Annotated in this window: 25 protein-coding genes; 12 read left to right on the forward strand and 13 right to left on the reverse strand. The window is 71.5% G+C overall.

Features of this window, described 5'->3' with window-relative positions; genetic code table 11:
* The first annotated feature begins 43 nt into the window (after window positions 1-43).
* The 3 genes from HD597_RS51680 to HD597_RS51690 are packed head-to-tail and all read left to right on the forward strand — an operon-like array spanning window position 44 to window position 2,175.
* Window positions 44-559 (forward strand): GNAT family N-acetyltransferase, encoded by a 516-nt coding sequence (locus HD597_RS51680; protein ID WP_253754923.1) that lies wholly within the window; start codon window positions 44-46, stop codon window positions 557-559.
* Window positions 556-1,152, forward strand: coding sequence for a TetR/AcrR family transcriptional regulator (locus HD597_RS51685; RefSeq protein ID WP_253754925.1), 597 nt, complete (start codon window positions 556-558; stop codon window positions 1,150-1,152). Before HD597_RS51680 ends, HD597_RS51685 begins: the two co-directional genes overlap by 4 nt.
* 54 nt (window positions 1,153-1,206) lie before the next feature.
* Window positions 1,207-2,175, forward strand: a complete 969-nt coding sequence (locus HD597_RS51690; protein ID WP_253754927.1) for an NAD(P)-dependent oxidoreductase — start codon at window positions 1,207-1,209, stop codon at window positions 2,173-2,175.
* A 28-nt stretch (window positions 2,176-2,203) separates the two neighbouring features.
* Here HD597_RS51690 and HD597_RS51695 read toward each other — a convergent pair whose 3' ends face one another.
* Window positions 2,204-2,506 (reverse strand): hypothetical protein, encoded by a 303-nt coding sequence (locus HD597_RS51695; protein ID WP_253754929.1) that lies wholly within the window; start codon window positions 2,504-2,506, stop codon window positions 2,204-2,206.
* A 152-nt stretch (window positions 2,507-2,658) separates the two neighbouring features.
* Between HD597_RS51695 and HD597_RS51700 the strand changes: the two genes are divergently transcribed.
* A complete protein-coding gene (locus HD597_RS51700; RefSeq protein ID WP_253754931.1) occupies window positions 2,659-4,062 on the forward strand; it encodes a DUF7059 domain-containing protein in 1,404 nt (467 codons plus the stop codon).
* 259 nt (window positions 4,063-4,321) lie between these two features.
* Here HD597_RS51700 and HD597_RS51705 read toward each other — a convergent pair whose 3' ends face one another.
* The 3 genes from HD597_RS51705 to HD597_RS51715 all read right to left on the reverse strand — a co-directional run bounded on the left by HD597_RS51705 (window position 4,322) and on the right by HD597_RS51715 (window position 9,677).
* Window positions 4,322-7,333: an AfsR/SARP family transcriptional regulator gene (locus tag HD597_RS51705; protein WP_253754933.1), complete on the reverse strand. Its 3,012-nt coding sequence runs from the start codon at window positions 7,331-7,333 to the stop codon at window positions 4,322-4,324.
* A 259-nt stretch (window positions 7,334-7,592) separates the two neighbouring features.
* A complete protein-coding gene (locus tag HD597_RS51710; RefSeq protein ID WP_253754935.1) occupies window positions 7,593-8,237 on the reverse strand; it encodes a GNAT family N-acetyltransferase in 645 nt (214 codons plus the stop codon).
* A gap of 153 nt (window positions 8,238-8,390) precedes the next feature.
* On the reverse strand, window positions 8,391-9,677 hold the full coding sequence (locus tag HD597_RS51715; RefSeq protein WP_253754937.1) for a pyridoxal phosphate-dependent aminotransferase: 1,287 nt from the start codon (window positions 9,675-9,677) through the stop codon (window positions 8,391-8,393).
* Window positions 9,678-9,756: 79 nt separating this feature from the next.
* Here HD597_RS51715 and HD597_RS51720 point away from each other — a divergent pair, with 79 nt between their 5' ends.
* The 3 genes from HD597_RS51720 to HD597_RS51730 are packed head-to-tail and all read left to right on the forward strand — an operon-like array spanning window position 9,757 to window position 12,542.
* The gene (locus HD597_RS51720) at window positions 9,757-10,779 is read left to right on the forward strand and encodes a LysR family transcriptional regulator (RefSeq protein WP_253754939.1); all 1,023 of its coding nucleotides are present in this window, start codon (window positions 9,757-9,759) and stop codon (window positions 10,777-10,779) included.
* A 59-nt stretch (window positions 10,780-10,838) separates the two neighbouring features.
* The gene (gene rnhB, locus HD597_RS51725) at window positions 10,839-11,510 is read left to right on the forward strand and encodes a ribonuclease HII (RefSeq protein ID WP_253754941.1); all 672 of its coding nucleotides are present in this window, start codon (window positions 10,839-10,841) and stop codon (window positions 11,508-11,510) included.
* Between the two features lie 60 nt (window positions 11,511-11,570).
* Window positions 11,571-12,542: an LLM class flavin-dependent oxidoreductase gene (locus tag HD597_RS51730; protein ID WP_253754942.1), complete on the forward strand. Its 972-nt coding sequence runs from the start codon at window positions 11,571-11,573 to the stop codon at window positions 12,540-12,542.
* Window positions 12,543-12,584: 42 nt separating this feature from the next.
* Here HD597_RS51730 and HD597_RS51735 read toward each other — a convergent pair whose 3' ends face one another.
* From HD597_RS51735 to HD597_RS51745, 3 genes are all read right to left on the reverse strand, one after another.
* Window positions 12,585-12,971: an SCO5389 family protein gene (locus HD597_RS51735; RefSeq protein WP_185111419.1), complete on the reverse strand. Its 387-nt coding sequence runs from the start codon at window positions 12,969-12,971 to the stop codon at window positions 12,585-12,587.
* A gap of 100 nt (window positions 12,972-13,071) precedes the next feature.
* Window positions 13,072-14,001, reverse strand: a complete 930-nt coding sequence (locus HD597_RS51740; RefSeq protein WP_253754945.1) for an ATP-binding protein — start codon at window positions 13,999-14,001, stop codon at window positions 13,072-13,074.
* 189 nt (window positions 14,002-14,190) lie between these two features.
* The gene (locus HD597_RS51745; protein ID WP_253754947.1) at window positions 14,191-15,567 is read right to left on the reverse strand and encodes an LCP family protein; all 1,377 of its coding nucleotides are present in this window, start codon (window positions 15,565-15,567) and stop codon (window positions 14,191-14,193) included.
* A gap of 127 nt (window positions 15,568-15,694) precedes the next feature.
* On the opposite strand from HD597_RS51745, the gene HD597_RS51750 reads away from it, so the two are divergent.
* Window positions 15,695-16,429, forward strand: a complete 735-nt coding sequence (locus tag HD597_RS51750; RefSeq protein WP_253754949.1) for a class I SAM-dependent methyltransferase — start codon at window positions 15,695-15,697, stop codon at window positions 16,427-16,429.
* A gap of 40 nt (window positions 16,430-16,469) precedes the next feature.
* Window positions 16,470-17,906 carry an MFS transporter gene (locus HD597_RS51755; RefSeq protein ID WP_253754951.1) on the forward strand — a complete coding sequence of 479 codons (1,437 nt, stop codon included), beginning with the start codon at window positions 16,470-16,472 and terminating at the stop codon, window positions 17,904-17,906.
* On the opposite strand, the gene HD597_RS51760 is transcribed toward HD597_RS51755, so the two are convergent.
* From HD597_RS51760 to HD597_RS51780, 5 genes are all read right to left on the reverse strand, one after another.
* The gene (locus HD597_RS51760; protein ID WP_253754954.1) at window positions 17,901-18,458 is read right to left on the reverse strand and encodes a thymidylate synthase family protein; all 558 of its coding nucleotides are present in this window, start codon (window positions 18,456-18,458) and stop codon (window positions 17,901-17,903) included. The genes HD597_RS51755 and HD597_RS51760 overlap by 6 nt on opposite strands.
* Window positions 18,459-18,509: 51 nt before the next feature.
* Window positions 18,510-19,181 (reverse strand): hypothetical protein, encoded by a 672-nt coding sequence (locus HD597_RS51765; protein ID WP_253754956.1) that lies wholly within the window; start codon window positions 19,179-19,181, stop codon window positions 18,510-18,512.
* Window positions 19,182-19,266: 85 nt separating this feature from the next.
* Window positions 19,267-20,247 (reverse strand): polyprenyl synthetase family protein, encoded by a 981-nt coding sequence (locus HD597_RS51770; protein ID WP_253754959.1) that lies wholly within the window; start codon window positions 20,245-20,247, stop codon window positions 19,267-19,269.
* A 111-nt stretch (window positions 20,248-20,358) separates the two neighbouring features.
* A complete protein-coding gene (locus tag HD597_RS51775; protein ID WP_253754961.1) occupies window positions 20,359-20,622 on the reverse strand; it encodes a hypothetical protein in 264 nt (87 codons plus the stop codon).
* Window positions 20,615-21,166 (reverse strand): RNA polymerase sigma factor, encoded by a 552-nt coding sequence (locus tag HD597_RS51780; RefSeq protein WP_253754963.1) that lies wholly within the window; start codon window positions 21,164-21,166, stop codon window positions 20,615-20,617. The genes HD597_RS51775 and HD597_RS51780 overlap by 8 nt, the downstream gene beginning before the upstream one ends.
* A gap of 192 nt (window positions 21,167-21,358) precedes the next feature.
* On the opposite strand from HD597_RS51780, the gene HD597_RS51785 reads away from it, so the two are divergent.
* Window positions 21,359-21,886, forward strand: coding sequence for a flavoprotein (locus tag HD597_RS51785; RefSeq protein ID WP_253754965.1), 528 nt, complete (start codon window positions 21,359-21,361; stop codon window positions 21,884-21,886).
* A gap of 57 nt (window positions 21,887-21,943) precedes the next feature.
* Window positions 21,944-22,876 (forward strand): serine hydrolase domain-containing protein, encoded by a 933-nt coding sequence (locus tag HD597_RS51790; protein ID WP_253759831.1) that lies wholly within the window; start codon window positions 21,944-21,946, stop codon window positions 22,874-22,876.
* On the opposite strand, the gene HD597_RS51795 is transcribed toward HD597_RS51790, so the two are convergent.
* Window positions 22,866-23,819 (reverse strand): quinone oxidoreductase family protein, encoded by a 954-nt coding sequence (locus HD597_RS51795; protein WP_253754966.1) that lies wholly within the window; start codon window positions 23,817-23,819, stop codon window positions 22,866-22,868. The two genes, HD597_RS51790 and HD597_RS51795, sit on opposite strands and share 11 nt — an antisense overlap.
* Window positions 23,820-23,899: 80 nt before the next feature.
* On the opposite strand from HD597_RS51795, the gene HD597_RS51800 reads away from it, so the two are divergent.
* Entirely contained in the window at window positions 23,900-24,496 is a 597-nt protein-coding gene (locus HD597_RS51800) for a TetR/AcrR family transcriptional regulator (RefSeq protein WP_253754968.1), read from the forward strand.
* Window positions 24,497-24,509: the final 13 nt, after the last annotated feature.

The raw sequence follows: 24,509 nt of genomic DNA on the forward strand, positions 1-24,509 counted from the left end.
AGTTCAGTTGACAGACTCAGCGGTCGAGAGGCAGGCTGGGTCTATGCAGGGAACCCAGATCCGCCCGGCCCGCCCGGACGACGAGGAACGGATCAGACGCTTCCTGGCCGGCCTGTCACTGCACACGCAGACGCTCCGGTTCTTCACCGGCGTCTCCAAGCCCGCCGCCGGCCTCGTCCGGGCGCTGCTGTCCGTGGACGAACGCCGCGACGCGCTCGTCGCGACCACCGGGTGCGGTGAGATCGTCGGGCACGCCATGAGCTTCAAGGGCGGCTGCGCCGACGTGGAGATCGCCGTGGTGGTGGCCGACGACTGGCAGGGGCGCGGCCTGGGCCCGAGGCTGGTGGACACCCTGCTGCTGCGGGCCTCCGTGCGCGGCGCCAGGACTGTGGGCATGGACGTCCTGGGCGAGAACCGGCGGGTGCTCAGGCTGGTCCGGCGGCTGTGGCCGGACGCCACGATGAAGGTGGCTTCCGGGACGGTCGAGGTAACCGCTATGATCGATCAGGCTGGCCTATTTGCGGAACAAGGTTCTGTTGTCACACCATTGACAGTGTGAAGAGTGTCAAGAACGGACGCGACGGCCGCACACGCATCATCGAGGGCGCCCTCCGCCGTTTCAGCCAGGACGGCGTCTCCGCCACCACCCTGGCCAGTCTCCGTGAGGAAAGCGGCGTCAGCGTCGGCAGCTTCTACCACCACTTCGCCAGCAAGGAGCACGTCTTCGGCGTGCTGTACGGCGAGATCCTCGATGCCTACCAGGCGGCCTTCCTCGCCGAGCTGGTCCGCCACGAGGACGCCCGCGCCGGCATCGAGGCCATCGTGGCCTTCCACATGCGGTGGGCGGGCGAGCACCCCGAGCGGGCCAGGCTGCTCATCAGCGAGCGGCCGCCGCGCAAGCACGAGCCGGGCGGCGCCGAGGTCGCGGAGGCGCGGCGCTCGTTCTTCCGCCAGGTCTCCGACTGGTGGCGGCCGCACATGAAGAGCGGCGGGCTCCAGCCCGTCCACGCGACGATGTGCTACGTGCTGTGGCTGGGGCCGGCGCAGGAGATGTGCCGGTTGTGGTTCGCCGGAGCGCACACGCCGACCGAGGAGGAGATCAAGGGGCTGGGCGAGGCAGCCTGGCAGAGCCTGCGCCAGCGGGCGGAATGAACCCTGCGCGGGGAGCGATGATCTGAGCACCGTCTGTGGTGTTATTGTCCAAATGTGAGACGACCTCGGGCGCTGGTGCTGCCCACCTTGCCGGAGAGCGCGCTCGCCCGCCTGGGCGAGATCGCCGATCTGACCGAGGTTCCCGCACGACCGAGCCTCGGCTTCACCGACGAGCAACTGGCCGACCTGGTCATCGAGACCGGCGCGACCGTGCTCATCACCGACGGCGACCAGGTGCGCACGTCGGTGCTCGGCCTGCACCTGGACGTCGTGGCCAGCATGGGCCCGCCCGCGAGCGTGGACCTGGCGCTGGCGGCCGAGCGCGGGGTGACCGTCCTGCACGCCCTCGAGCGCGACTCCGAGGCGGTGGCCGAGCTGACGCTCGCGCTGCTGTTCGCGGTGAGCAGGAACATCGTCAGCGCCGACCGCGAGGTGCGCAGGGGGCGGGTCTACCACGCCCCCGTCCACCAGCGCAGGGTGCCTCCGGCGCAGCGTCACCGCGGGCGCAGGCTGACCGGGCGCACGTTCGGCATCGTCGGCCTGGGCCGGGTCGGCAGGGCGCTGCGCTGGCGGTGCGAGGGCCTGGGCATGAAGGTGATCGTCTGCGACCCGTTCGTGGCCGAGGCCACCCACTCGCTGGCGGGGCTGCTCGCCGAGGCCGACGTGGTCTCCCTGCACGTGCCGCTCACGGAGGAGACGCGGGGCTTCTTCGGCTACCCCGAGTTCGGCGCGATGCGGCCGGGGTCGATCTACCTCAACACCTCGCGCGGAGCGCTGCACGACCTGCGGGCGCTGGTCGACGCGCTGCGCGGGGGCCAGGTGGGCGGCGCCGGGCTCGACCACTTCGAGGGCGAGTGGCTCGACCGCGCCCATCCCCTGACCCGGCTGCCGAACGTGGTGCTCACGCCCCGGCTGGGCGAGGCCACGGGGGAGAGCAGGGAGGAGCTGGCGGAGGCGCTGGTGGAGGACATCGGGCGGCTGCTGCGCGGGGAGCGGCCCACGCACGCGTACGCACCCGCGTGAAGATCCTGTCGGAAGGGCGGGCGGCGGGTCAGGCGAGCTGGCGGACGCGCGTTGGAACGCGCCAGCTAGCGCGATCAAGAGAGATGTCCAGCCGCAGGTCACCCCGCTGCCTGCGCAGCCCCGGCACCCGCACCCTGTCGTGCACGTCGAACCTGCCCCGATGCGGATAGCCGAACCCCAGCTCACCCGGCAGCACCCGGAGATCGTCACGGTTGCCGCAGCGCGGGCACGTCCACGAGACCAGGTCCAGGCCGCGGTTGTAGTCGGAGCAGGCGCTGAAGTACTCGTCCGGCCGGAAGCGGGACTCGCAGGCCAAGCAAGGGATCAGCATGGGGTCCGCTCCTCGGGACGATGTTTCGGTACGCATAGAGATACCGCGCGTCACTTGTCCGCCGCTTGCAGAATGCTTGGGTGCTTAAGTAACAGTATGAGCACTGTCGGTATCAGATCATGCTCGTGAGCCGGCGGTGAAAGGATGCTCCTGTGGAACGACTGCGCCATCACCTCCTGGAAACCGGATACACGATCGACGGCGTACGCGAACGCCTGGGCAGCATGGCGGCCTCGGCGCTGGCCCGCGAGGAGCTGGTGCCGGCCCTGCGCGCGACCGCCGACGGCGATCCCCTGGGCACGCTGATCAGGCTGTGGTGGCTCGGCGTCCCCGTCCCGGCCAAGTCCGTGGCGCCGGAGGTGCTCGAATCGGGGCTGGTCGAGACCGACGGCGACCAGGTCGCCGCCACCGTGCACCTCCAGCCCTGGGAGACCGGGGGCTACCTCGTCTCCGACAGGAAGGTGCGGCCCGGCGACCCCGGGCTGCGGCCCGACCACGTGGTGGGGGCCGGCGGCGCCTCGGCCAACCTGGCCCAGCTCGTCACCCGCCGCCCGGTGGGGCGCGCGCTGGACCTGGGCACCGGGTGCGGGGTGCAGGTGCTGCACCTGGCGGGGCGGGCCGAGCGGATCGTGGCCACCGACCTCAACCCGCGCGCCCTGGAGCTGGCCCGGCTGAGCTGGGAGCTGTCCGGGGTGGGCGACGTGGACGCGCGCGCGGGCTCGATGTTCGAGCCGGTCGAGGCGGAGTCGTTCGACCTGGTCGTGAGCAACCCGCCGTTCGTCATCGCGCCGGCCCGCGCGGGCAAGCTGACCTACCGCGAGTCGGGCCGCGAGGGCGACGACTTCTGCCGCGACCTCGTCCGCCGCACGCCCCACCACCTCAACCCCGGCGGCCAGGCCCACTTCCTGGCCAACTGGCTGCACGTCGAGGGCGAGGACTGGCACGACCGGGTCGGCGGCTGGCTGGGCGAGACCGGCTGCGACGCCTGGGTGGTGCAGCGCGACGTGCAGGACCCGGCCGAGTACGTCGAGCTGTGGCTCAGGGACGCGGCCGAGCAGGGCACGAGCGCCTACACCGAGCACTACGACCGGTGGCTGGGCTGGTTCGACGAGCGGCGGATCGAGGGCATCGGGTTCGGCTGGATCACGATGCGCAACTCCGGCACGCTCGACCCCGTCGTGCGCGTCGAGCACCTGGCCCACCAGGTCTCGCTGCCGGTCGGCGACTACGTCGACTCCGTGGTCGACGCGATCGCCGCCGCGCACCGGGCGCAGGGGCTCGACACCGCGCTGCTGCGCACCGCCGACGGGCTGCTCGACGAGCGCATCGGCCTGCCGGGAGCCGAGGACCCGATCCGCATCGTCCTGCGCCAGACGCAGGGGCTGCGGCGCAGCAGGGAGGTCGGCACGGTGGAGGCCGCGCTGGCCGGCGTGTGCGACGGCGAGCTGGCGCTCGGGCCGCTGCTCAACGTGATCGCCGAGCTGGTCGGAGACGGTGAGATCCCCGACTCCGACGCGGTCAGGCCCTTGATCGCGGAGGGTTACTTCCTCCTTTAATCGGGTGTTGATCGGACGTCAACCCCGGCGGTGGATGCTGTGAGCCAGGACACGGACCTGGGGGGTTCGAGGGCCGTGTCAGGTCCGGCCGGCCGTCCGCAAGTGAGGCGGCTAGCCGTTGCGCGGAGCATCCGGATAACCGGGCCCCCTAGCGACGCGCGACGGTCAGGATGGCCGGCCGGGCTGAACACATCCAGATCTCCTAGGGACAGCCTTGATCAACCATGTGTGGATGACACGTCTGGACGACGAGCTGTACTCAGGACTCGACGACGGGCCCATCGCCGGCGGGTTCGGGAGTGGAGAGGCTGTCGAGCAGGACCTTGAGATCCCCGGCCTCGGGAGCGCCGAGGCGGGAGAAGATGTCGAAGGCCTGCCGTAGACAGTCCAGGCTTCTCGTCGTGCTGCCGAGACCGCGCAGCGCCTTGCCCAGCACGGTGAGGGAGAGCGCCTCGCCGTACGGGTGGCCGATCTCGCGGGCGACCACCAGCGCCTGCTCGGCGTGGCGGACGGCGTCGGGATACCGCTCGGCGGCGATGAACGTCTCGGCCAGCCGGGAGCACACCCGCTGCTCCCAGACGCGCTGCTTGCTGGCGCGGAAGAAGGCCAGGCACTCGGCGTGGTGGTGCACGGCCTCGGTGAGGCGGCCCACCCTGCTCAGGACGATGCCGAGGTGGTAGCGGGCGCGGGCGGTGCCGGCGCCGCTGCCGATCTCGGTGAAGATGGCCAGGCCCTTCTCCGCCGCCGCGATCGCGTCCTCGGCGCGGCCCAGCCCCAGGTGGTCGCGGGCCGAGTAGCTGAGGACCAGCGCCTCGCCGGCCGGCACGCCGTTCTCGCGGTACCACCGCATGGCCGCCTCGAACAGCGACAGCGCCTCGGTGTGGCGGCGCTGGCGGCCGACGACGACGGCCAGGGCGTTGAGCACCTCGCCGGTGACGATCTTCTCCTGGCGGGCCCGCGACAGCTCGTGCACGATCCTGAAGTGCTGCTCGGCGTCCTTGAGCCGGTTGTCCGCGAACAGCACCCGGCCCAGCACGTAGCGGGCGCGCAGCTCGCTGCCCTGGTCGGCGTTGCGCTGCGCGGTGGCCAGCACGGCCTTGGTGCTGTGGTCGAACTCGCGCGTGTGCGTGCCCGCCTCCAGCAGCGGCTCCATCGCCACCAGCAGGTCCGCGGCGGGCAGCAGCTGCTCGGCGGTACGGGCCGTCGCGGCGGCCTGGTCGATGGCCGCGAACAGCGAGTCGCCCTCGGAGATCAGCCAGGCCACGGCCTCGTCCACACTGGTGAAGGTCAGGCCGCTGCCGACGACCACGAGGTTGGCGGGGATCATGCTGCCCTCGTAGGCCAGGGTGTGCGCCGACTGGGCCGAGGCCAGGTAGAAGCCGAGCAGGCGGCGCAGCGCCATCGTGCGGGCCTGGGGCCGCTCGCCCCTGTCCAGTGCCCGGCGGGCGAACAGCTTGAGCAGGTCGTGGAAGCGGTAGCGGCCGGGCGCGGGCGCCTCCAGCAGGCTGGCGTCCACCAGCGACTCCAGCACCTCCTCCGCCTCGAACATGCTCATCGACAGCACGGCGGAGGCGGCCCCGACGGAGATGTCGGGCCCGTTGGGCAGCGACAGCAGGCGGAAGGCGCGGGCCTGGGTCGAGGTGAGCTGCCCGTACCCGAGGGCGAACGTGGCCTCCACGGCCAGGTTGCCCACCCGCAGCTCGTCGAGGCGGCGCTGCTCGTCGGCCAGCCTGGGCACCAGCGAGGCGACCGTCCAGGAGGGCCGGGCGGCGAGGCGGGAGGCGACGATCCGCACCGCCAGCGGCAGGAACCCGCAGGCGGCCACCACGTCCATGGCCGCGCCGTGCTCGGCCGCGACCCGCTCGGCCCCGGCGACCGAGGAGAACAGCGACAGCGCCTCGTCCGGCTCCATCACGTCGAGGTCCACGAGCTTGGCCGACGGCAGGTCGGCCAGCTTGCCCCGGCTGGTGACGATGGCGGCGCACCCGGGCGTGCCCGGCAGCAGCGGGCTGACCTGCGCGGTGTCGCGGGCGTTGTCCAGCAGCACCAGGATGCGGCGCTCGGCCAGGATGGAGCGGTAGAGCGCCGAGCGCTCCGCCGGGGCGTCGGGGATGACGTCCGGCGGCACGCCGAGCGCGCGCAGGAATCCGCCCAGCGCCGACTCGGGCGCGAGGGCCTGGTCGGTGTAGCCGCGCAGGTCGGCGTAGAGCTGGCCGTCAGGGAAGACGTCGTCCACCAGGTGCGCCACGTGCACGGCCAGCGTGGTCTTGCCGACGCCGCCGATGCCGGAGATGGCCGCGATGGGCACGCCCTCGGCCACCGGCTGGGCCGACAGGAGGGTGCGCAGGCGTACCGCGACCTCCTTGCGGCCGGTGAAGTCGCTGACGGCGGCCGGGAGCTGGGCGGGGCGCGGCAGCTCCAGCGCGGGCTGCTGCTGCTGCTCCTCCTCGTCCGAAGGCTCCTCCTCCTCGGGCACCTCGGCGGCGGCGAGGGTGGGGTCGGCGGCGAGGATGCGCTGGTGCAGGGCCGACAGCTCGGGGCCAGGCTCGATGCCCAGCTCGTCGATCAGCGCCTCGCGGGTCTCGGTGAAGACGTTGAGCGCGTCGCCCTGGCGGCCGCAGCGGTACAGGGCCAGCATGAGCTGGGCCCGCAGGCGCTCGCGCAGCGGGTGGTCGGCGGTGAGCGCGATCAGCTCGGACACGACCTTGGCGTGGTTGCCGAGCTCCAGGTCCACGTCCATGAGCGTCTCGATGACGCTGATGCGCCGCTCGACCAGGCGGTCGCGCTGGTGCTCGGAGTAGGGGCCGACGGTGCCGGCCAGCGGCTCGCCCTCGAACAGCGCCAGCGCGGCCCGCAGGGCGCGCGCGCACTCGGCCGGCTTGCCGGCCTTGCGGGCGGACTCGGCCTGCTGGATGCCGCGCTCGAAGCGGGTCAGGTCGAGGGAGTCCTCCGGCAGGCGCAGCGCGTAGCCGCGGCCGATCGAGGTGAGCAGCTCGGGGCGGGAGCGGGCGGGCCTGTCGGGTTCGAGCACGGTGCGCAGCCTGGAGACGTACGTGCGCAGCGCGCCCAGGGCCCGCGGCGGGGCCTCCTCGCCCCACACCGCGTCGATCATCTCGTTGGGGGTGACCGCGTGGCCCTCCCGCAGGAGCAGCATGCCGAGGATGGAACGCTGCAGCGGGGTGCCCAGGTCGAGCTCCTGGCCATCACGCCACGCGCGGACAGGACCGAGCACGGCGAACCGCAGCCCGCTCTCAACGCTCTGACCAGCCATGCCCTCTGTCTCCAAGCCAATGGAACGATTTGTTACCAAATGATAGATCCATCACTGCTCGTCACCTAGATCCAGGTAGATCGTTCATCTGTGCGTTGATCCGCCGTTGATCCGGTGTTGAGCCCGTCCTCGGATGCTGGTGGTCGGAGCTTCACGTGATACGCATCGCGGGGGCGTGTGTCATGTAGAGGCCACAGGGGCGGGAAAAAATACCGGCCCCGCCCTTCAATATCGGGCGGGGCCGTCGGTGAACGGTTTCTCAGGCTGCCTCGACCAGTCCGAGCCTCATGAGCAGCCGCTCGCGTACGAGCGGCCACTCAGAGTTCAGGATCGAGTAGAACGCGGTATCTCGGACCGTGTTGTCGGCGCCTCGGCTATCCGCTCGCCGCACCCCGTCGAAGTGTGCGCCGAGGGCCTCGATGGCGGCCCGGGATCTGGTGTTGCGTACGTCTGCCTTCAGAGTGATGCGGTGGACGTTCCAGGTCTCGAAGGCGTGCGAGAGCAGGAGGAACTTGCTCTCCCGGTTGACACCCGTGCCCTGGGCGCCGGCGCCCAGCCAGGTGTAACCGATGTCGGCCACGGACGGAACGTCGCCCACCGCACCGCGTGTACCCGGAGGCCAGGGCATGGGGCCCTGCCAGTACTCCAGGTGCATGAGACGGGTGGCACCGACCACGCGGTCGGTGTGCAGCCACCGGATGGCGAAGGGCATCGTGCGGCCCTCCGCCTGCTCAGCCATGGCGGCCTCCACGTAGGAGACAACCTCGTCCCGGCCGTTCGGGACGCGAGTGAAGGTGTAGGTGGAGCGGTCTTCACTCGCCGCGGCGACCAGGTCATCGACCGCCGCGAGGCTGAGAGGCTCCAGGCGCACGAGGCGCCCGGACAGGGTGACAAGAGCGGGCATGAGCACATGATGGGGGTTGCCTGACGTGCACGTAACCAGGCCGTGCGAACCAACTTTTCGCGGGTTTTCTCCGCGTGGAGTTTTCGCAGGTCAGAGGCCCCTTTTGGGGGATGGTAAACCCGCTCTTGGGGAAAGATTCGCCTAACCGTGACCCTAGCCGCGACAGGGTGCGGGAACGAGCGCGCGACGCGGTCTCGGCGCGGTGCCGTGGCGGCTCTGCGACAGCTCTCGCAGACCCGTCGAGAGGAAGTCGAGATTGTCGGCGATCCACGGCAGCCGGAGCGGATCCGCGCTGTTCAGGGCGGTCAGGCGCTCGTCCGCGGAGTCGCCGTAGAGCAGGCTCACCGCGACGCGCACCCGGGCGGCCGAGGGGTCGTCGCCGAAGGCGTGCCCCGGCAGGACGCCGATGCCGTGCTCCTCCAGCAGGAGCTTGGTGATCTCGGCGGAGCCGCCGAGCCGCAGATGACCGAGATCGGGATAGAGATAGAAGCCGCCCTGCGGCTCCGGGACGTCGGCCCCGGCCTCGACGAACCTCTCGTACACCGCCCGCGCGACCAGGCCGTGCAGCCGGCGGCTGCGGGCTATGCGCTCGGTCAGCTCGGGCGGGTCGCCGAAGGCGTAGGTCGCGGCCTCCTGCACGGGCGCCGCGGGCGCCGACCAGATCTCGCTGGCCACGGCGAGCAGGCGCGTACGCAGCAGGTGACCGTTCTCCGGCAGCCTGGCCACGCCGATCCGCCAGCCGCCCAGCGCCAGGCTCTTGCTCAGCCCGGTGGTGATGATCGTGCGCTCCGGCGCCAGATCGGCAGGCGAGGTGTACGGCAGGTCCGGGTCGTGCACGAGGTCGCGGTAGATCTCGTCGGAGATGATCGTCAGGTCGAGTTCCCTGGCCACCCGCACGAGACGGGCGACGGTGGCGGGCGACGCGAGCCGTCCTGTCGGGTTGTCGGGCAGCGTCACCAGGATCGAGCTGACGGTCCTGCCCTGCGCTCTGGCCCGGACGACCTCCTCGGTGACCAGGTCCGGGTCGGGCACTCCGCCTTCTCCTGATGGTGCGGGCACCAGGAGAGGGCGGGAGCCGACGAGATCGGCCTGCGCGGCGTAGCTGACCCAGCTGGGCATGGGCAGGACGATGTCTCCGCCGATCGCCAGGAGCAGGGCGTACAGCAGTGACTTGCTGCCCGGTCCGCTGACGACCAGCTCGGGGTCGGTGACGAGCCCCCGTCGTGTCCAGTAGCCCGCCGCCGCGGCCCGGAGCCCGGACGCCCCCGCGACCGGCCCGTAGCCGTTGCATTCGGAGGCGGCGGCCAGCCTGTCGCGCAGCGCCGGGTGGACGGGCAGACCGGCCTCACCGAAGGCCAGGTGCAGCACGCGCTCCCCGGCGCGTCGTCTTCGTTCGATGTCCTCATTCGCCGCCAGAGTGGCGGACAAGGTAACCGTCATGTTTGTCACGTTCCCAGGGTGGTTGGATGAAGGCATCAGCACAAGCGAGGCTTTTTGTGGGTAGGCATAAGGAAGTCTGATGCTCGAATTGCGGCGTTTGGTCCTGATCTGCGAGTTCGCGAGGAAGGGCAGCATCGCGGCGACGGCCGAGTCGCTCGGTTACAGCCCGTCCGCGGTCTCCCAGCAACTGGCCGCGCTCGAACGCGAGACCGGCACGGCCCTGATCGACAGGACGGCGCGCAGCGCCGAGCTGACCGACGCGGGCCGGCGGCTGGTCCTGCATGCCGAGCGCATCCTTTCGATGGTGGAGGAGGCGGAGTCCGACCTGTCCGCGCACGCGGGCAAGCCCGCGGGGCGCGTCGTGGTGACCGCCTTCCCGACGGCGGCGGTGGCGTTCGCGCCGGCGCTGGCCCGCTCGCTGCGCCGCCACACCGAGCTGACGCTCCGGCTGGGCCAGAGCAGGTCAGGGCGCGGCATGCGCGAGGTGCAGTCCGGCGAGGTCGACATCGCGCTCGTGGACGACTGGTACGGCGGCGTGCGCGACAGCGAGACCCTGCGGGTCTTCCCGCTGCTGCGCGACCCCCTCGTGCTCGTGGTGCCGCGCAAGCACCGCCTGGCCGACCCCGAGGTGCCACTCGACCTGCGCGAGCTGCGCGACGAGCCGTGGATGGCCACGCCCGACGGCGAGCCCTCGCGGCTGGCGGTGGACCGCCTGCTGGTGGACGTGGGTGGCACGCGGCCGACGCCGTGGGAGTTCGAAGGTCTGGGAACCATCCTCTCGCTGGTCGCCAAGGGCATCGGCATCGCCGCCGTGCCCGCGCTCGCTCTGGCCGCCGGGGTCCGGGGCCTGGCCGTACGGCAGTTCCCCGGCAATCCCGTCGGGCGGGACGTGCACGCCGTGGCGCGCGGGTCCAGCGTGCACCGGCCGTCGGTGTCGGTGACCCTGCGGGCCATCCACGTGGCCGCCCGCTACCTGGCCGCCGATCTGGACCCCGTGCGTCCCGCCGAGCGGTCCCGCGACAGCGGGCCGGCCGTCGAGGAGCTGCTGCGCGAGCCGGTGCGCTCGGCGAGCGACGTGGTGGGCCGCTCCTTCGGGGAGTGAACCCTCCGGCCGCTCCTTCGGGGCGTGGACCCCGCGGGGACGCGATAACGTCTGCGCCTATGGCGCCGACGTACGACATCGAGCAGCTCCTGCTCTCCCAGCCCAGCATCCGTACGGTCGCGGGTGTCGACGAGGTGGGCCGCGGCGCGTGGGCCGGGCCCGTCACGGTCTGCGCGGTCGTCACCGACCTGACCGGCCCGCCGGCCGGGCTGACCGACTCCAAGCAGGTCTCCGAGGCCAAGCGCGGCCCGCTGGCCCTGGAGCTGGCCGCGTGGGCGGCCGGCATCGGCTACGGCGAGGCCACTCACGAGGAGATCGACAGGGTCGGCATGACCGAGGCGCTGCGCAGGGCCGCGCGCAGGGCGCTGGAATCGCTCCCCGCCCGCCCCGACGCGGTGATCCTCGACGGCAAGCACGACTACATCGGCGCTCCGTGGCCGGTGCGGCTCGAAGTCAGGGGCGACGCGGCGAGCATCTCGGTGGCCGCCGCCTCCGTGCTGGCCAAGGTGCGGCGCGATGCGTACATGGCGACGATCGGCTGCAAGGAGTACGGCTTCGCGGAGAACGCCGGTTACCCGTCGCCCGTGCACCAGGAGGCCCTCGCCCGGCTGGGGCCGACTCCGCATCATCGGCTTTCATGGTCATACCTTGACGAGCTGCCCCAGTGGCGGCATCTCAAGCATCATCGTGATCCATTGGCGGGCGAGGGGCAGGAAAGCCTCTTCGCCTAGCCCGTCAAGGTTCGCGCGTGCCTGCGGCGATCCTGGCGGTGATCGGCCATCATTCGAGGAATGCGGATCGGGATCTTTGTCGTCGCCGGGCTGTTCCCCGGGCAGGAGCCTGGGCGGGTGCTCGCGAACGCCGTCGAGTGGATCGTGGCGGCCGAGGAGGCCGGGTTCGACGACGCGTGGATCGCCGAGCACCACTTCATGCCGTACGGGGTGTGCCCGTCGCCGGCGACGCTGGCCGCGGTCGCGATCGGCAGGACCACGCGCATCGGGCTCGGCACGGCCGTGAGCGTGCTGTCCACGCAGCACCCCGTCGCGCTGGCCGAGCAGGCCGCCATGTTGCACCACCTGTCCGGCGGGCGGTTCACGCTCGGCGTGGGCAGGGGCGGGCCGTGGGTGGACCTGGAGGTGTTCGGGACCGGGCTCGAGCGGTACGAGCGCGGCTTCGCCGAATCGCTCGACCTGCTCCTCGACGCCCTGTCGGGCGGGTCCGTGGCCGCTGACGGGGAGTTCTTCCGGTTCAGGGAGGTGCCGATGGTGCCCCCTGCGCGGATGCGGCCGGTGGTCGCGTGCACCTCCGAGGGGACCGTCGAGCTGGCCGCCGCGCGCGGGCTGCCCATGCTCCTGGGGATGCACATCGGCGACGAGGACAAGGCCGCCCTGGTCAAGCGGTACGGGGGCGGAGCGGGGGCCGGGCACGTGGCGGCGGGGCTGGCGTACGTGGCCGACTCGACGAAGGAGGCGGTGCGTGAGCTGAAGGCGGCGATGCCCGCCTGGCTCGGGCCCGGGCTGGCCGGGTACGTGCCGGTGGACGATCGGCCGCGCAAGGTGCGGGATGTCGGTGAATATGTGGATCTGTTGACGAAGATCCATCCGGTGGGGTCCGCCGCGCACTGTGCCGAGACGTTGCTGCGCACCCGGGAGAGCACCGGCATCGAGCACTTCGTCCTGCTCGTGGAGGGGATGGGGGAGCACCAGCGGACGCTGGCGAACATCAGGAGGTTCGGCGCAGAGGTCCTGCCCATGCTGCGCTGACCAGGTGAGCCGGGCCCGCGGCCCGGCTCACCTGACGGGTGCTCAGCAGTCGACGAGCTCCGGCTTCTGGTTGAGGATCTGAGCGCGCGGGGTGACGAAGTCGGCCAGGGCCTTCGTCGCCGCCGGGTCGAAGACGGCCACCCGGTGGCAGTTCTGGAAGGCCAGGCGCACGCCGTAGTGGCGCTCCAGCGCGCCCCGCATGGAGTCGCTCGCCAGGCAGCGCAGGAGCTGGCCGCGGGCCTCCTCGGACGGCGGCGGCACCTCGTTGTCGGCGAACTCGGCCCCGCTGTGCTCACGCTGCTTGACCAGCTCGCTGATCAGCGACCACGCGTAGGGCAGTGAATCGCGGACGCAGGCGAGGAACGCCGCGTCGTCCACCTCACCGGCTCTGGCCTGGTCGAGCAGATCGTTCGGAACGGTCAGCGACATGCTGTCTCCTCTCGAAGGGGGGTTCACCTTGACGCTAGGTCGCCGCGAGGAAGCGCTCCAGAATCCTTGCGGGGACAGTCGTGTGCTCTTGACGGCTCGGTCAGGGGCCGTAGACGAAGCCGGGGTCCACCTGGCCGGCGAGGTCGGCGCCGGTGCGCTCGTTGGCCCAGGCGCGGGCGTTGCGCAGGTGGAACTCCACGGTCTGGCGGCCGAAGCGGGCCCAGTCCTTCTCCTGCTCGTCGAGGGTCTTGCGGAGCAGCGCCAGGGCGTCGGAATTGGCCGGCTCCAGGTCGTCGAGCGTGAAGTGGCGGCCCTGCTCCATCGCGCGGACGGCCGCGGAGTGCTCCATCCAGGTGAGCAGGTCGTCGCCCACGTGCTCGCGCAGGAAGTCGACGTCGGGCGGGCCGTGCACCTTGTTGCCGACCACGGCCAGGGCCACGTCGTACCTGGAGGCGTACTCGCGGTACTGCTGGTAGACGCTGATGCCCTGCCGGGTGGGCTCGGCCACCAGGAACGTCAGGTCGAAGCGGGTGAACAGGCCGCTGGCGAAGGAGTCGGCTCCGGCGGTCATGTCCACCACGACGTACTCGCCGGGGCCGTCGATCAGATGGTTGAGCAGCAGCTCCACCGCGCCGACCTTCGAGTGGTAGCAGGCGACGCCCAGGTCGTCCTCGCTGAAGGGGCCCGTGGCGAGCAGGCGCAGGCCGTCGGGGGTGGTCAGGCCGTACGGGTCGGTGGCCAGGTCCTCGAAGCTCAGGAGCGTGGAGCCGCGGCCGGGCGGGGTCGTCTTGACCATGACCTCGGCCGACGGGATGCGCGGGTTGGCGCCGCGCAGGCGGTCCTTGATCTCGGTGAGGTGGGCGCCGAGGGGCTCCGGCTGCCCGTCCAGGCCGAGCACCAGGGCCAGGTGCTGGTTGATGTCGGCGTCCATGGCCACCACGGGGGCGCCCTGGGCTGCCACGTGCCGGGCGAACAGGGCCGACATCGTCGTCTTGCCGCTGCCGCCCTTTCCGACGAACGCCACTCTCACTGTCTGCTCCAGATGAGGATGAAAATCGTTTCCGTTCGGGACGGTCACCATCATGCCACAGCCCGCGTTCGGCCGGGGCGATTTCGGCGCGCGGGCGGCCCGCCCGCTCGTACTGTGGCGGAGTCGCGGCGGCGGGCGGCAGGCGTGCGGGTCGTGGGTGTGCGTGCGTGCGGGGCGGAGTGCCGCGCGTCAGGCGCAGGTGGCGTCCAGGTTGAGCGGGGAGTCGGGCTCCGGGGTGGCCGACGGGGAGCGGGTCGGGGCCGTCTTGGTGGAGGCGTGCTCCTCAAGGGCGTCGGAGACCTTGCGGCGCATCAGGTACCAGTCCGGGTCGGCGGTGTTGATGAGCGGCGGGACGAAGTTGAGGCTGCGGATCCTGGCGTTCTTGACCTTCTGCGACAGGTCCACGACCGCGGGCAGCAGATCCTGGGGGAGGTCGGTGGAGATGGCGCGCTTGGTGGCGGCGGCGAGGCGTTCGAAGCTGTTGAGCACGGTGATCGGGTCGGCCTGCTTGGCCACGGCGTTGAGCAGGCACTTCTGCCGTCCCATGCGCACGTAGTCGTCGCTGTCGGTGCGCGAGCGGCCGTACCAGAGGGCTTCCTGGCCGGACAGCTTGCGGGTGCCGGCGGGGAGCAGGCCCTCGCGGTGGCGGCCGTACACGATGGGCTCCCTGATGGTGACCTGCACGCCGCCCATGGCGTCGACGAGCTCCGCGAAGCCCTTCATGTCCACCATGGCGTAGTGGCTCACGGGGATGCCGAGGATGTCGGAGACGGTCTGCTTGAGCAGCGTGGGGCCGCGCCGGCCCTTCGCCGCGCCGGGCACCAGCTCCGGGTGGTCCTCGGCGTACTGGAAGACCTCGTTGAGCAGGCCGGGGGTGTCGGGGCCGCCGCCGGTGAAGCCGAACGGGAAGGCCTCCCTGGCCGGACCCTCGGGGAGCTGCACCTGCTGGAGGTTGCGCGGCAGGCCGAACAGGACGGTGGCGCCCGTCTGCACGTCCACGCTGGCCACGGTCATGCTGTCGGTGCGCACGCCCGGCCGGCTGGGCGCGGAGTCGCCGCCGAGGAGCAGGAAGTTCACCCGCTCGGCCCCGTTCCACGGGTCCTGCGACAGCACCGGGGCGGCGGTGTTGCTGGGCGAGAACAGGGTGTTGACGACGTCACGCGACAGGTACGCCAGCCGCGCCGCGTACGCCGTGGGCGCCAGGACCAGCGCGCACAGCGCGATGGCCAGGGTGGTGCTCAGGAACCGGCCGACGGTGTCGGAGCGGGCGGGCCGCACCAGCAGGAACGACCAGATGATCACGCTGGTCCACAGGAGCGCGATCACCACCAGCGCGACCGTGAGCCAGATGAGCCACCTGGGCTGGACGGCCAGCGACAGGAGGTGGGTGCTGAAGGCGGTGAACACGGTCAGCACGGCGGCCAGCATCACCACGTAGGCGGCCATGAGCGCCAGACCGGTCCTGCGCCGCTCGGCGGCCAGGTGCGCGACCCCCCACAACAGGGCCGAGGCCAGGGTGAGTGCGATGCTCGCCCCCAGGCCGAAACGTCGATCTTCTCCCATCATCCCTGGTCAAACCCCCATTGTGTGCCCATCCCAGTGACCTTAGTAAGGGGATGTGCGTGATAGGCGGTACGTAAGGGAATGCTTCGGTCAAATGCCCGTCAAGACCACCTTGAGATATGACGTGAATGTGAGCAAGCGACACGGCAGCTACGGGTTCGACGCGCCCTGGGCACCGGCCGGTCTCATCCTCGGTGCGACCGTGCTGGCGGGCCTGGCGGCGGCCTCCTTCGCCCTCGACATCCTCGCCGCAGGTCTCGCGTTCCTGTTCGGCGCGCTCTACACCCTGGCCAGCGCGGCGAGTCACCTCTACACGACGCGGCGCGGCAGGTTCGCGGTCTGGGAAGCGGAGCTCCAGCGGCTGAGCGGCGACGAGCGGCTGCTCGACCTGGGCTGCGGCAGGGGAGCGGTGCTGCTGCTCGCGGCCCAGCGGCTGGAGAAGGGCAGGGCGACCGGCGTCGACCTGTGGCGCGCCAGGGGCCGGTCAGGCCATGCCGAGCCGGTGACCAGGGCGAACGCCGAGGCGGAAGGCGTCTCGGAGCGGGTGGAGCTGGTCACCGGCGACCTGCGTGACCTGCCGTTCGGCGACGAGGCGTTCGACGTGGTGGTGTCGAGCCAGGCCCTGCACGACCTCGACGGCGGCGAAGGGCGCGAGAAGGCGGTGCGGGAGGCGTACCGGGTGCTGCGGCCGGGCGGGCTGATGCTGCTCGCCGACCTCCGGCACACCGCCGACTACGAGGAGACGCTGCGCGGGCTCGGCGTGGTCGACGTGCGGCGACGGGACGCGGGCTGGCGGTTCTGGTACGGCGGGCCGTGGTCCGCCACCTGCGTCGTGGAGGCCAGGAAACCCTCCAGTAGCGCGTAGAAAGCGTTTGCCCGCCGCTCGTGGGGTATCCGGAGGTGCCATGAGCGACGTGGAAACCGGCACCGTCACCACCAAGGTGCCCGCGCGGCTGGACCGGCTGCCGTGGTCACGCTGGCACTGGATGATCGTCATCGGGCTCGGCACCGTCTGGATCCTCGACGGGCTCGAGGTCACCATCGTCGGGAACCTGTCGGCGCAGCTCGCCAAGCCGGGCAGCGGCCTGGACATCACCCAGGCGCAGGTCGCGGGCCTGGCCGCCGCTCTCTACGTGGCCGGCGCCTGCACGGGCGCGCTGTTCTTCGGCTGGCTGACCGACCGGTTCGGCAGGAAGAAGCTGTTCATCATCACGCTGGTCGTGTACCTGGTGGCGACGCTGCTGACCGCGTTCTCGTTCAGCGCGTGGTGGTTCTTCCTGTTCAGGTTCATGACGGGGTTCGGGATCGGCGGCGAGTACGCGGCCATCAACTCCGCCATCGACGAGCTCATCCCGAGCCGGCACCGGGGGCGCATCGACATCATCATCAACGGCAGCTACTGGCTCGGCGCGGCGGGCGGCGCGCTGCTGACCGTGCCGCTGCTGAACGACCTGCCGGTCAACATCGGCTGGCGGGTCGCGTTCGGGCTGGGCGTGGTGCTGGGCCTGGCCATCCTCCTCGTACGGCGGAACGTGCCGGAGAGCCCCCGCTGGATGTTCATCCACGGCAGGGAACGCGAGGCCGAACGCCTGGTGGACGACATCGAGGACCAGATCGGCAAGGACGACCTGCCGGAGCCCGAGCAGTCGATCACCATCCACCAGCGCAAGTCGATCGGGTTCGTCCGGATCGCGCACACGATGGTGGCCCTCTATCCCAAGCGCACGGTGCTGGGGCTCTCGCTCTTCATCGGGCAGGCGTTCCTCTACAACGCGATCACCTTCGGGTACGCGCAGATCCTGTCCACGTTCTTCCAGATCGACACGCACACGGGCTACTACTTCGCCGTCATCGCGATCGGGAACTTCCTCGGCCCCCTGCTGCTCGGCCACCTCTTCGACACCGTGGGCAGGGTCCCCATGATCTCGGCCACGTACATCGGGTCCGGGGTGCTCCTGCTGGGCACGGCGTGGCTGTTCAACGAGGGCATGCTCACCGCGGTCACGCTGACGGCGTGCTGGTCGGTGGTGCTGTTCGTGGCCTCGGCCGGGGCGAGCTCGGCCTACCTGACGGTCAGCGAGATCTTCCCGATGGAGACCAGGGCGATGGCCATCGCGTTCTTCTTCGCGATCGGCACGGCGGCCGGCGGCATCGCGGGGCCGCTGGTGTTCTCCTCGCTGGTGGAGAGCGGGGTGCCGGGGGACACGGCGCTCGCGTTCGCCATCGGCGCGATCATCATGATCGCCGCCGGGCTGGTCGAGCTGTTCCTCGGGGTCAAGGCCGAGCGCAAGGGGCTGGAGGCCATCGCCGCGCCGCTCTCCACCGCGAGCGGCGGCTCATGACAGGGGCCGCCACATCACCGGGAACACCCGCGGGCTGTCGGACAGGTAGAGATGCGGCACGTCCACGAACACCCGCATCGGCCCCCGTTCCACCTCCAGCTTCGCGGCCATCGCCGCGTGCACGTCGGCGAGCGGCAGGTAGTTGAGGTAGCTGGTGTAGGCGTTCTGGGAGCGGAAGGTCGCGGTCATCAGCAGCGCGCCCTCCCTGATCCGGAACGCCAGCCCGATCAGGCACGGCACCGAGTCGTACCCCTCGCCGGGCGTGGTCAGCGAGATCCACGCGCTCTTGCTGTACGGCTTGACCCGCAGCAGGTCGGCCGCCCAGCCGAGCTGGCCGCCGATCCTCGCCCCGTAGCTGTACTTGAACGGCGGCACCACCGTCTGCTCGCTGAACTTCCTGCGGTACAGCGCCAGCCGGTCCGTGTCGCCGTACCGCGCGATGATCGGGTCGTCCCCGCTGACCCGCGCGATCTCGAACAGCACGGACGGCGCCTCGATGACCGGACCCCGATCGTCGTCGGCGAGCGTGCCCGCCGACCATACATGGCGCATCAACCTGATCCACGCCTCCCCACACGACGCCCATTCTGCTGGGCCGGGCATTTATCCCTCCATATTGGAAATTCGGTACGGGTTGCGAGGAAGCCGGCGCCGTCTGCTGACGTTGCAGCGGACGTAGTAGACGCCGTAGTGCACCAGCGCGACGAGCAGGATGCCGGTCATGAGCAGGAGCGCGTTCGGCTCCTGGCCGCTGAGGCCGGTGAGGCCGACGGTCAGGTAGGTCGAGTTGACCGTGGCGAGCACCATGACGTTGACGCCCGGCCAGGCGAGCGGTGCGTAGGTCTCGGGGAAACGCGGATCGACCGGCAGGTTGGGGCTCCAGTCGAGGTCGTCCCCGAGTTTCGTGGAGTACAGCAGCCGGAAGTTGTTGATCGCGCGGGCCGTGCGGGCGTGCGCGTCGACCGCCTCGATGAGGCGCAGGTACGGCAGCACGCTCAGCACGCCGAACGCGATGACCAGGGCGAACAGGTACCACGGCACGGCCTGCCACCGGGTGAGGCTCTGCGGGTCGACCACCTTGGCGCTGGCCAGTGCGATGGCGGCGAAGAACGGCCCGGACAGCAGGCTCAGCGAGAGCCTGGTCATCTTCAGCCGCTCCTCCTTGGCCGCGAGGTGGACCGCGTAGACACCGTTGAAGTCCACCGCGGCAAGCTGGAGGAACTGGCTCGGCGCCAGGTCGTTCTCCTGGGCCATGCGATGGGGGATCTTCCGCATGAGCGCGCTCCTGGTTGCTGTAGCTCCAGTATGAGCGCATTTTTCGAGAATGGGCCGAGATTCCTACCATTTGTTCCAACAAATCTCAACTCACCGAAGTCAGGTGAGTCAGGCGCTCCGCATGATCGATGTACGCCGATGGAAGGCCGTGCAGCAGGCCCGCCATCTCCCCGTCGTGGATCACCGGCAGGGCGGCCACCGCGTCGGCGGCCAGGCCCCGGCAGTACGCGATCGTGTCGGCCGTCATGCGGCCCGCCCGCACCCTGCGCAGCACCTCCGCCACCTGCTCGTCCGAGATGCCCCGGCCCGGCAGCTCGCCCAGCTCGATCCCCGACATGAGCAGGGGCAGGCTGTAGACGCCCTGCCGCAGGTCGTTGCCCGCCGGCTTGCCGAGCTGCTCGCTCGTGGCGGTCAGGTCCAGCAGGTCGTCGAGCACCTGGAAGATCAGCCCGAACTTCTCCCCGTACGTCGCCATCCCCGCCCTGTCCTCGGCCGGCGCGTGCGCGCACACCGCCGCCACCAGGCAACCGGCCCTGAAGAGCGCCGCCGTCTTGCCGGTGATGGACCGCAGCGCGCTCTCCCGGGTACGCGCCGCGTCGAACAGGTCGGCCGTCTCCAGGAACTGGCCCTCCGCCAGCTCCACCACGGCCGCCGCCAGCACCTCCGCCACCGGCCTCGACACGTGGGTGATCGCCGCCAGCCCGGCCCTGGCCAGCATGAAGTCCCCGATCACCAGCGCCTTGCCGTCGCCCAGCTCGGCGTTGAGCGTCCTGGCGCCCCGGCGTTCGGTGGCCCGGTCCATGAGGTCGTCGTGCACCAGCGAGCCCGCGTGGACGAGCTCGACGCAGGCGGCGGCCGTGATCACGCGGCGGTCGGGGGCCTTGCCGAGCGCGAGCGAGGTGGCCAGCGTCATGGCGGGGCGCAGCCGCTTGCCGCCCGCCGAGACGACGCGTCCCGCGCCCCTGTTGATGGCGGGCAGCGCGGACGAGCCGCTCAGCCGCCGGATCCTGGTCTCCACCTTGGCCAGCCCGGCGGCGATGGCCGGGTTGCGCAGTAGTTGATCCATGTCGTCCAGCCTGCGTCGCGGCCGCTGTGCCGCACCTGAGAAACGCTGAGGGCCCTCTCAGCGGGCCGCCCGGGCGTTGCCGGGCGAGCTCGGGCCGCGCTGAGGGCCCTCTCAGCGCGGCGCCCGGGTGAGCTCGCAGCGGCCGTCGGTGCACTGCCGTCGCAACCGGCCCATCGAGACGGTCTGCACCAGCCCGATCGCCCAGCACGTCGGGCAGCCGCGCAGAGCGAGCAGGCCGAGCGGGGCGAGCGCCAGGCTCACCAGGCCGAGCACCGGGATCAGCGCGACCGAGCCGATCAGCGCGCCGAACCCGGCCACCCCGCGCAACAGGTGCCGCGGCACCGACGAGCTGGCGAAACTCCGGTTTTCAGTCATCACAGCCTCCTTGGGACGCGCTCTCCAGCGAGCGGTGCACCGCCGCGCGGGCGCGGTGCAGCCGCGACTTCATCGCCGGAACGCTGAGGCCCAGCGCCCCGGCCACCATCCGGCCGCTCAGCCCCTGGATGTCCCGCATGATCAGCACGTTCCGCTGGTCGGCCGGGAGCGCGGCGACGGCCGCCGCCACCCGGTCGGCCTCCAGCCGCCGGATGACCTCGTCCTCGGCCGACAACGCCGGCGTCTCGCCGGCGTGCTCGGGCCGCCGCAGCGACAGGCGGGCCCGGCGCAGGCACTCGTTGCGCACGATCCGGAACATCCATGACGCCAGCGCACCGGTCGCCCGCAACGTGCCGATCTTCCGGTACAGGATGATCAGCGCCTCCTGGGCGGCGTCCTCGGCGTCCTCGGGCGTGGCGCACAACGTGCGGGCGAATCGCCGTACGTGCGGGTGCGAGCCGGACACCAGCGCGGAGATCGACTCGACGTCGCCGCGCTGCGCCGCGACGATCAGCCGCTCGCCCGGCCAGGCGCCCTCAGCCACGGCTCCTCCTGCGCAGCACCATGACGCACGTGCAGACGAGCACGGCCGCGACGACGATTCCGATGATGACGGTAACTGACACGACAGCCTCCCTGATTTCCGATCAAGCACTTATGAGAGACACCCACCGTCGCGGAGGATTCGCGTCAGGGGATCCTTGTTTCAGCGAACCAGCCCTGAGGAGTGCATCGCGTGAGCGAATCATCCGGCGAGGTCCTCTACGTCGTCGTCAGCGCCGCGGAGACGGCGGCCGAGGTCGGCACGCTCGTGTCCCTGGCCCAGGACGCGGGGTGGATCGTGCAGCTCGTGGCCACCCCGTCCGCGCTGGACTTCATCGACGTGGCCGAGCTGGAGCGCCGGACCGGACGGCCCGTACGCACCCGCTACCGCAAGCCCCACGAGCCGAAGCCGCCCAGGGCCGACGCCATGATCGTGGCGCCAGCCACGTTCAACACGATCAACAAGTTCGCCCAGGGCATCACCGACACCTACGCCCTGGGGGTGCTGGCGGAGGCGCCGGGCCTGGGCATCCCGGTGGTCGTGCTGCCGTTCGTGAACGACGCGCTGGCCTCCCGCACGCCGTATCGCCGCAGCATCGAGGACCTGCGCGCCGATGGCGTGCGGGTGGTGCTGGACCCGGGCGACGACCCCTGGGGGCGGGCGCTGGCGGAGCTGGGCCGTCCAGGCGGCCAGAAGATCCCACCGGGCAGTTGCGTCTGACACCGTGTGAGGCCCTATGCCAGGATGTGCCGACTTCGGAGGAGGTACATCGTGGGAATGGCGGAGCGGGTCGACGAGGCCCTGCGCGGGGGTGAGGCGCCGCATGTGCACGGGGTCGTGGTGCTGCGCGGCGGGGAGGTCGTGCTGGAGCGGTACGGCGCCGGGGAGGACCACGCGCTGAACGTGCCGCTCGGGCACGTGACGTTCGACCGGGACACGCTGCACGACCTCAGGTCCGTGTCCAAGAGCGTGGTGGCGCTCGTGTACGGGATCGCGCTGGCCGAGGGGCTGGTGCCGGAGCCGGGCGCCTCGCTGGTGCGGCAGTTCCCCGAGTACGGGATCGCGGGGCGCGAGCACCTCACCGTCGAGCACGCCCTGACCATGACCCTCGGGCTGGAGTGGGACGAGCAACTGCCCTACACCGACCCCGCCAACAGCGAGATCGCGATGGAGCTCGCGCCCGACCGGCACCGGTACGTGCTGGAGCGGCCCGTCGTGGAGGAGGCGGGCAAGCGGTGGCACTACTGCGGCGGCGCCACGGCGCTGATCGGCGAGATCATCACCCGGGGGGCCGGGCGGCCGCTGGCCGAGTACGCGGCGGCCACGTTGTTCGAGCCGCTGGGCTTCCCGGCCCACGAGTGGTCCAGGGGGGACGACGGCGTCACGAGAGCGGCGTCCGGGCTGCGCCTGCGCCCGGTCGACCTGGCCGCCGTCGGGCAGCTCGTGCTCGACGGCGGCCGGGGCATCGTGCCCGCCGAGTGGATCGAGGAGATGCTGCGGCCCCGGGTGACGATGGAGGGCGGGGGCGGGTACGGCTACCAGTGGTACCTCGGTGACGGCGAGCGGCGACGGGCCGAGGGGATCGGGAACGGCGGCCAGCGGCTCGTCGTGGCGCCCGACGAAGGGCTGGTCGTGGCGGTGACCGCTGGCGAGTACGACAAGGGGATCGGCAGCTCGCAGGCCGTGCTGGACGCCGTGTTCAGGGGATGAGCAGGACCCGGCCCGTCACCGCGCGGCTCTCCAGGAGGCGGTGGGCGTCGGCGGCCCGCTCCAGGGGCAGCGTGCGGGCGAGATGGGCCTCGCTCCGGCCCGCGGCCAGCCTGGCCAGCATCTGCGGGTAGTGCGTGCCGAAGACCTGAGCGGCCCAGGCGGGGCCGCTGCAGCCGGTCACGGTCACGCCGCGGGTCATCAGGTCGGCGGCGGTGACGGCGGCCGGTTCGCCGCTCAGCAGGCCGTAGCAGAGCATGCGGCCGGTGCCCGGGGTGAGGTGGCCGAGCACCTGACCGGCCGGCGCGCCGCCGATCGCTTCGAAGACCACGTCCACGTCCGGCAGGCCGTCGGGCCAGCCGGGGGTGCCGTGGTCGAGGACGGTGTCCGCGCCGAGCTCGGCGGCCCTGTCGCGCTTGGCGGGTGATCCGGCCGTGGCGATCACGTGGCCGGCGCCGAACTCCTTGGCGTGGCTCACCAGGTACGTCCCGACCGAGCTGGTGCCTGCCTCGACCAGGATCGTTTCGCCGCCGGTCAGGGCGGCCCTGTGCAGCAGGGCGAGGGCCAGCGCGCCGGGGACGGCTCCCGCCAGGGCCTGCTCGGGGGCCAGGCCGTCCGGCACCGGGACCGCCGTGGCGGCCGGGAGCAGCACGTACTCGGCGTACGCGCCGAGCCCGCCCGTCACCCCCACCAGCGTGCTGCCGATCAGTTTCCCGGCCACGCCCTCGCCCACCTCGACGACCTCGCCCACCGCCTCCGCGCCGATCACGGCGGGCAGGGGCAGCGGGAACGGGAGCGTGCCCGCGCGGATCTGGGTCTCGGCGTAGCCGACGCCGATGGCGCGGGCCCGGATCAGGACCTGCCCGGCTTCGGGGCGTGGGCGGGGGAGGTCGCTGAGCTGCAGCTTGCCCGGCTCTCCCGTGGCTGTCAGGACGATCGCGCGCATGGTGCTCCTGGTTATCTTGACCGAAGGTCCACTTAATATATGGACCAGTGGTCCAGTTGTCCATGGGCAAGAATTGCCGGATGGAACGTCGAGAGCGGGCCGACGCCGCCCGTAACAGGCAGGCCATCCTGCGGGCGGCCGAGGAGCTGTTGCGGCGTCACCCGCCCGAGCAGGTCTCCGTCGAGCGGGTCGCGGCGGCCGCCGGCGTCGGCAAGGGGACGGTCTTCCACCGGTTCGGCAGCAGGATCGGGCTCATGCGGGAGCTCATGGCCGAGCGGGCCCGCGAGCTGGAGCAGGCCGTCGCCGACGGGCCGCCGCCGCTCGGGCCCGGCGCGGAGCCGGTGGAGCGGCTGGTCGCGTTCCTGGCCCGCGTGGCCGAGCTGGGGGCGCGCAACGGGAACCTCATGGCGGCGCACGAGCACGCCATGGTGACCAGGAAGGGCGCCGCCGAGGAGCGCAGGGAGAGCAACCCGATCTACGTGTCGTGGCATCGGCACGTGTCCGGGCTGATCGCCCAGGGGCGGCCCGACGTGGATGCCGAGGAGATCGCGCACATGTTGCTCGGCACCCTGCACATGGAGCCGATCGCGAGCCAGTTGCGGGCGGGGGAGCACGAACGGCTGGCGGCGAGCTTCGCCGAGCTGGTCAGAGCCCTGTTCGGAGCGGGAGGCGGCTGATCGCCGGAGCCAT

The sequence above is a fragment of the Nonomuraea thailandensis genome, from assembly GCF_024172165.1.
In the GTDB taxonomy this organism is placed as follows: domain Bacteria; phylum Actinomycetota; class Actinomycetes; order Streptosporangiales; family Streptosporangiaceae; genus Nonomuraea; species Nonomuraea thailandensis.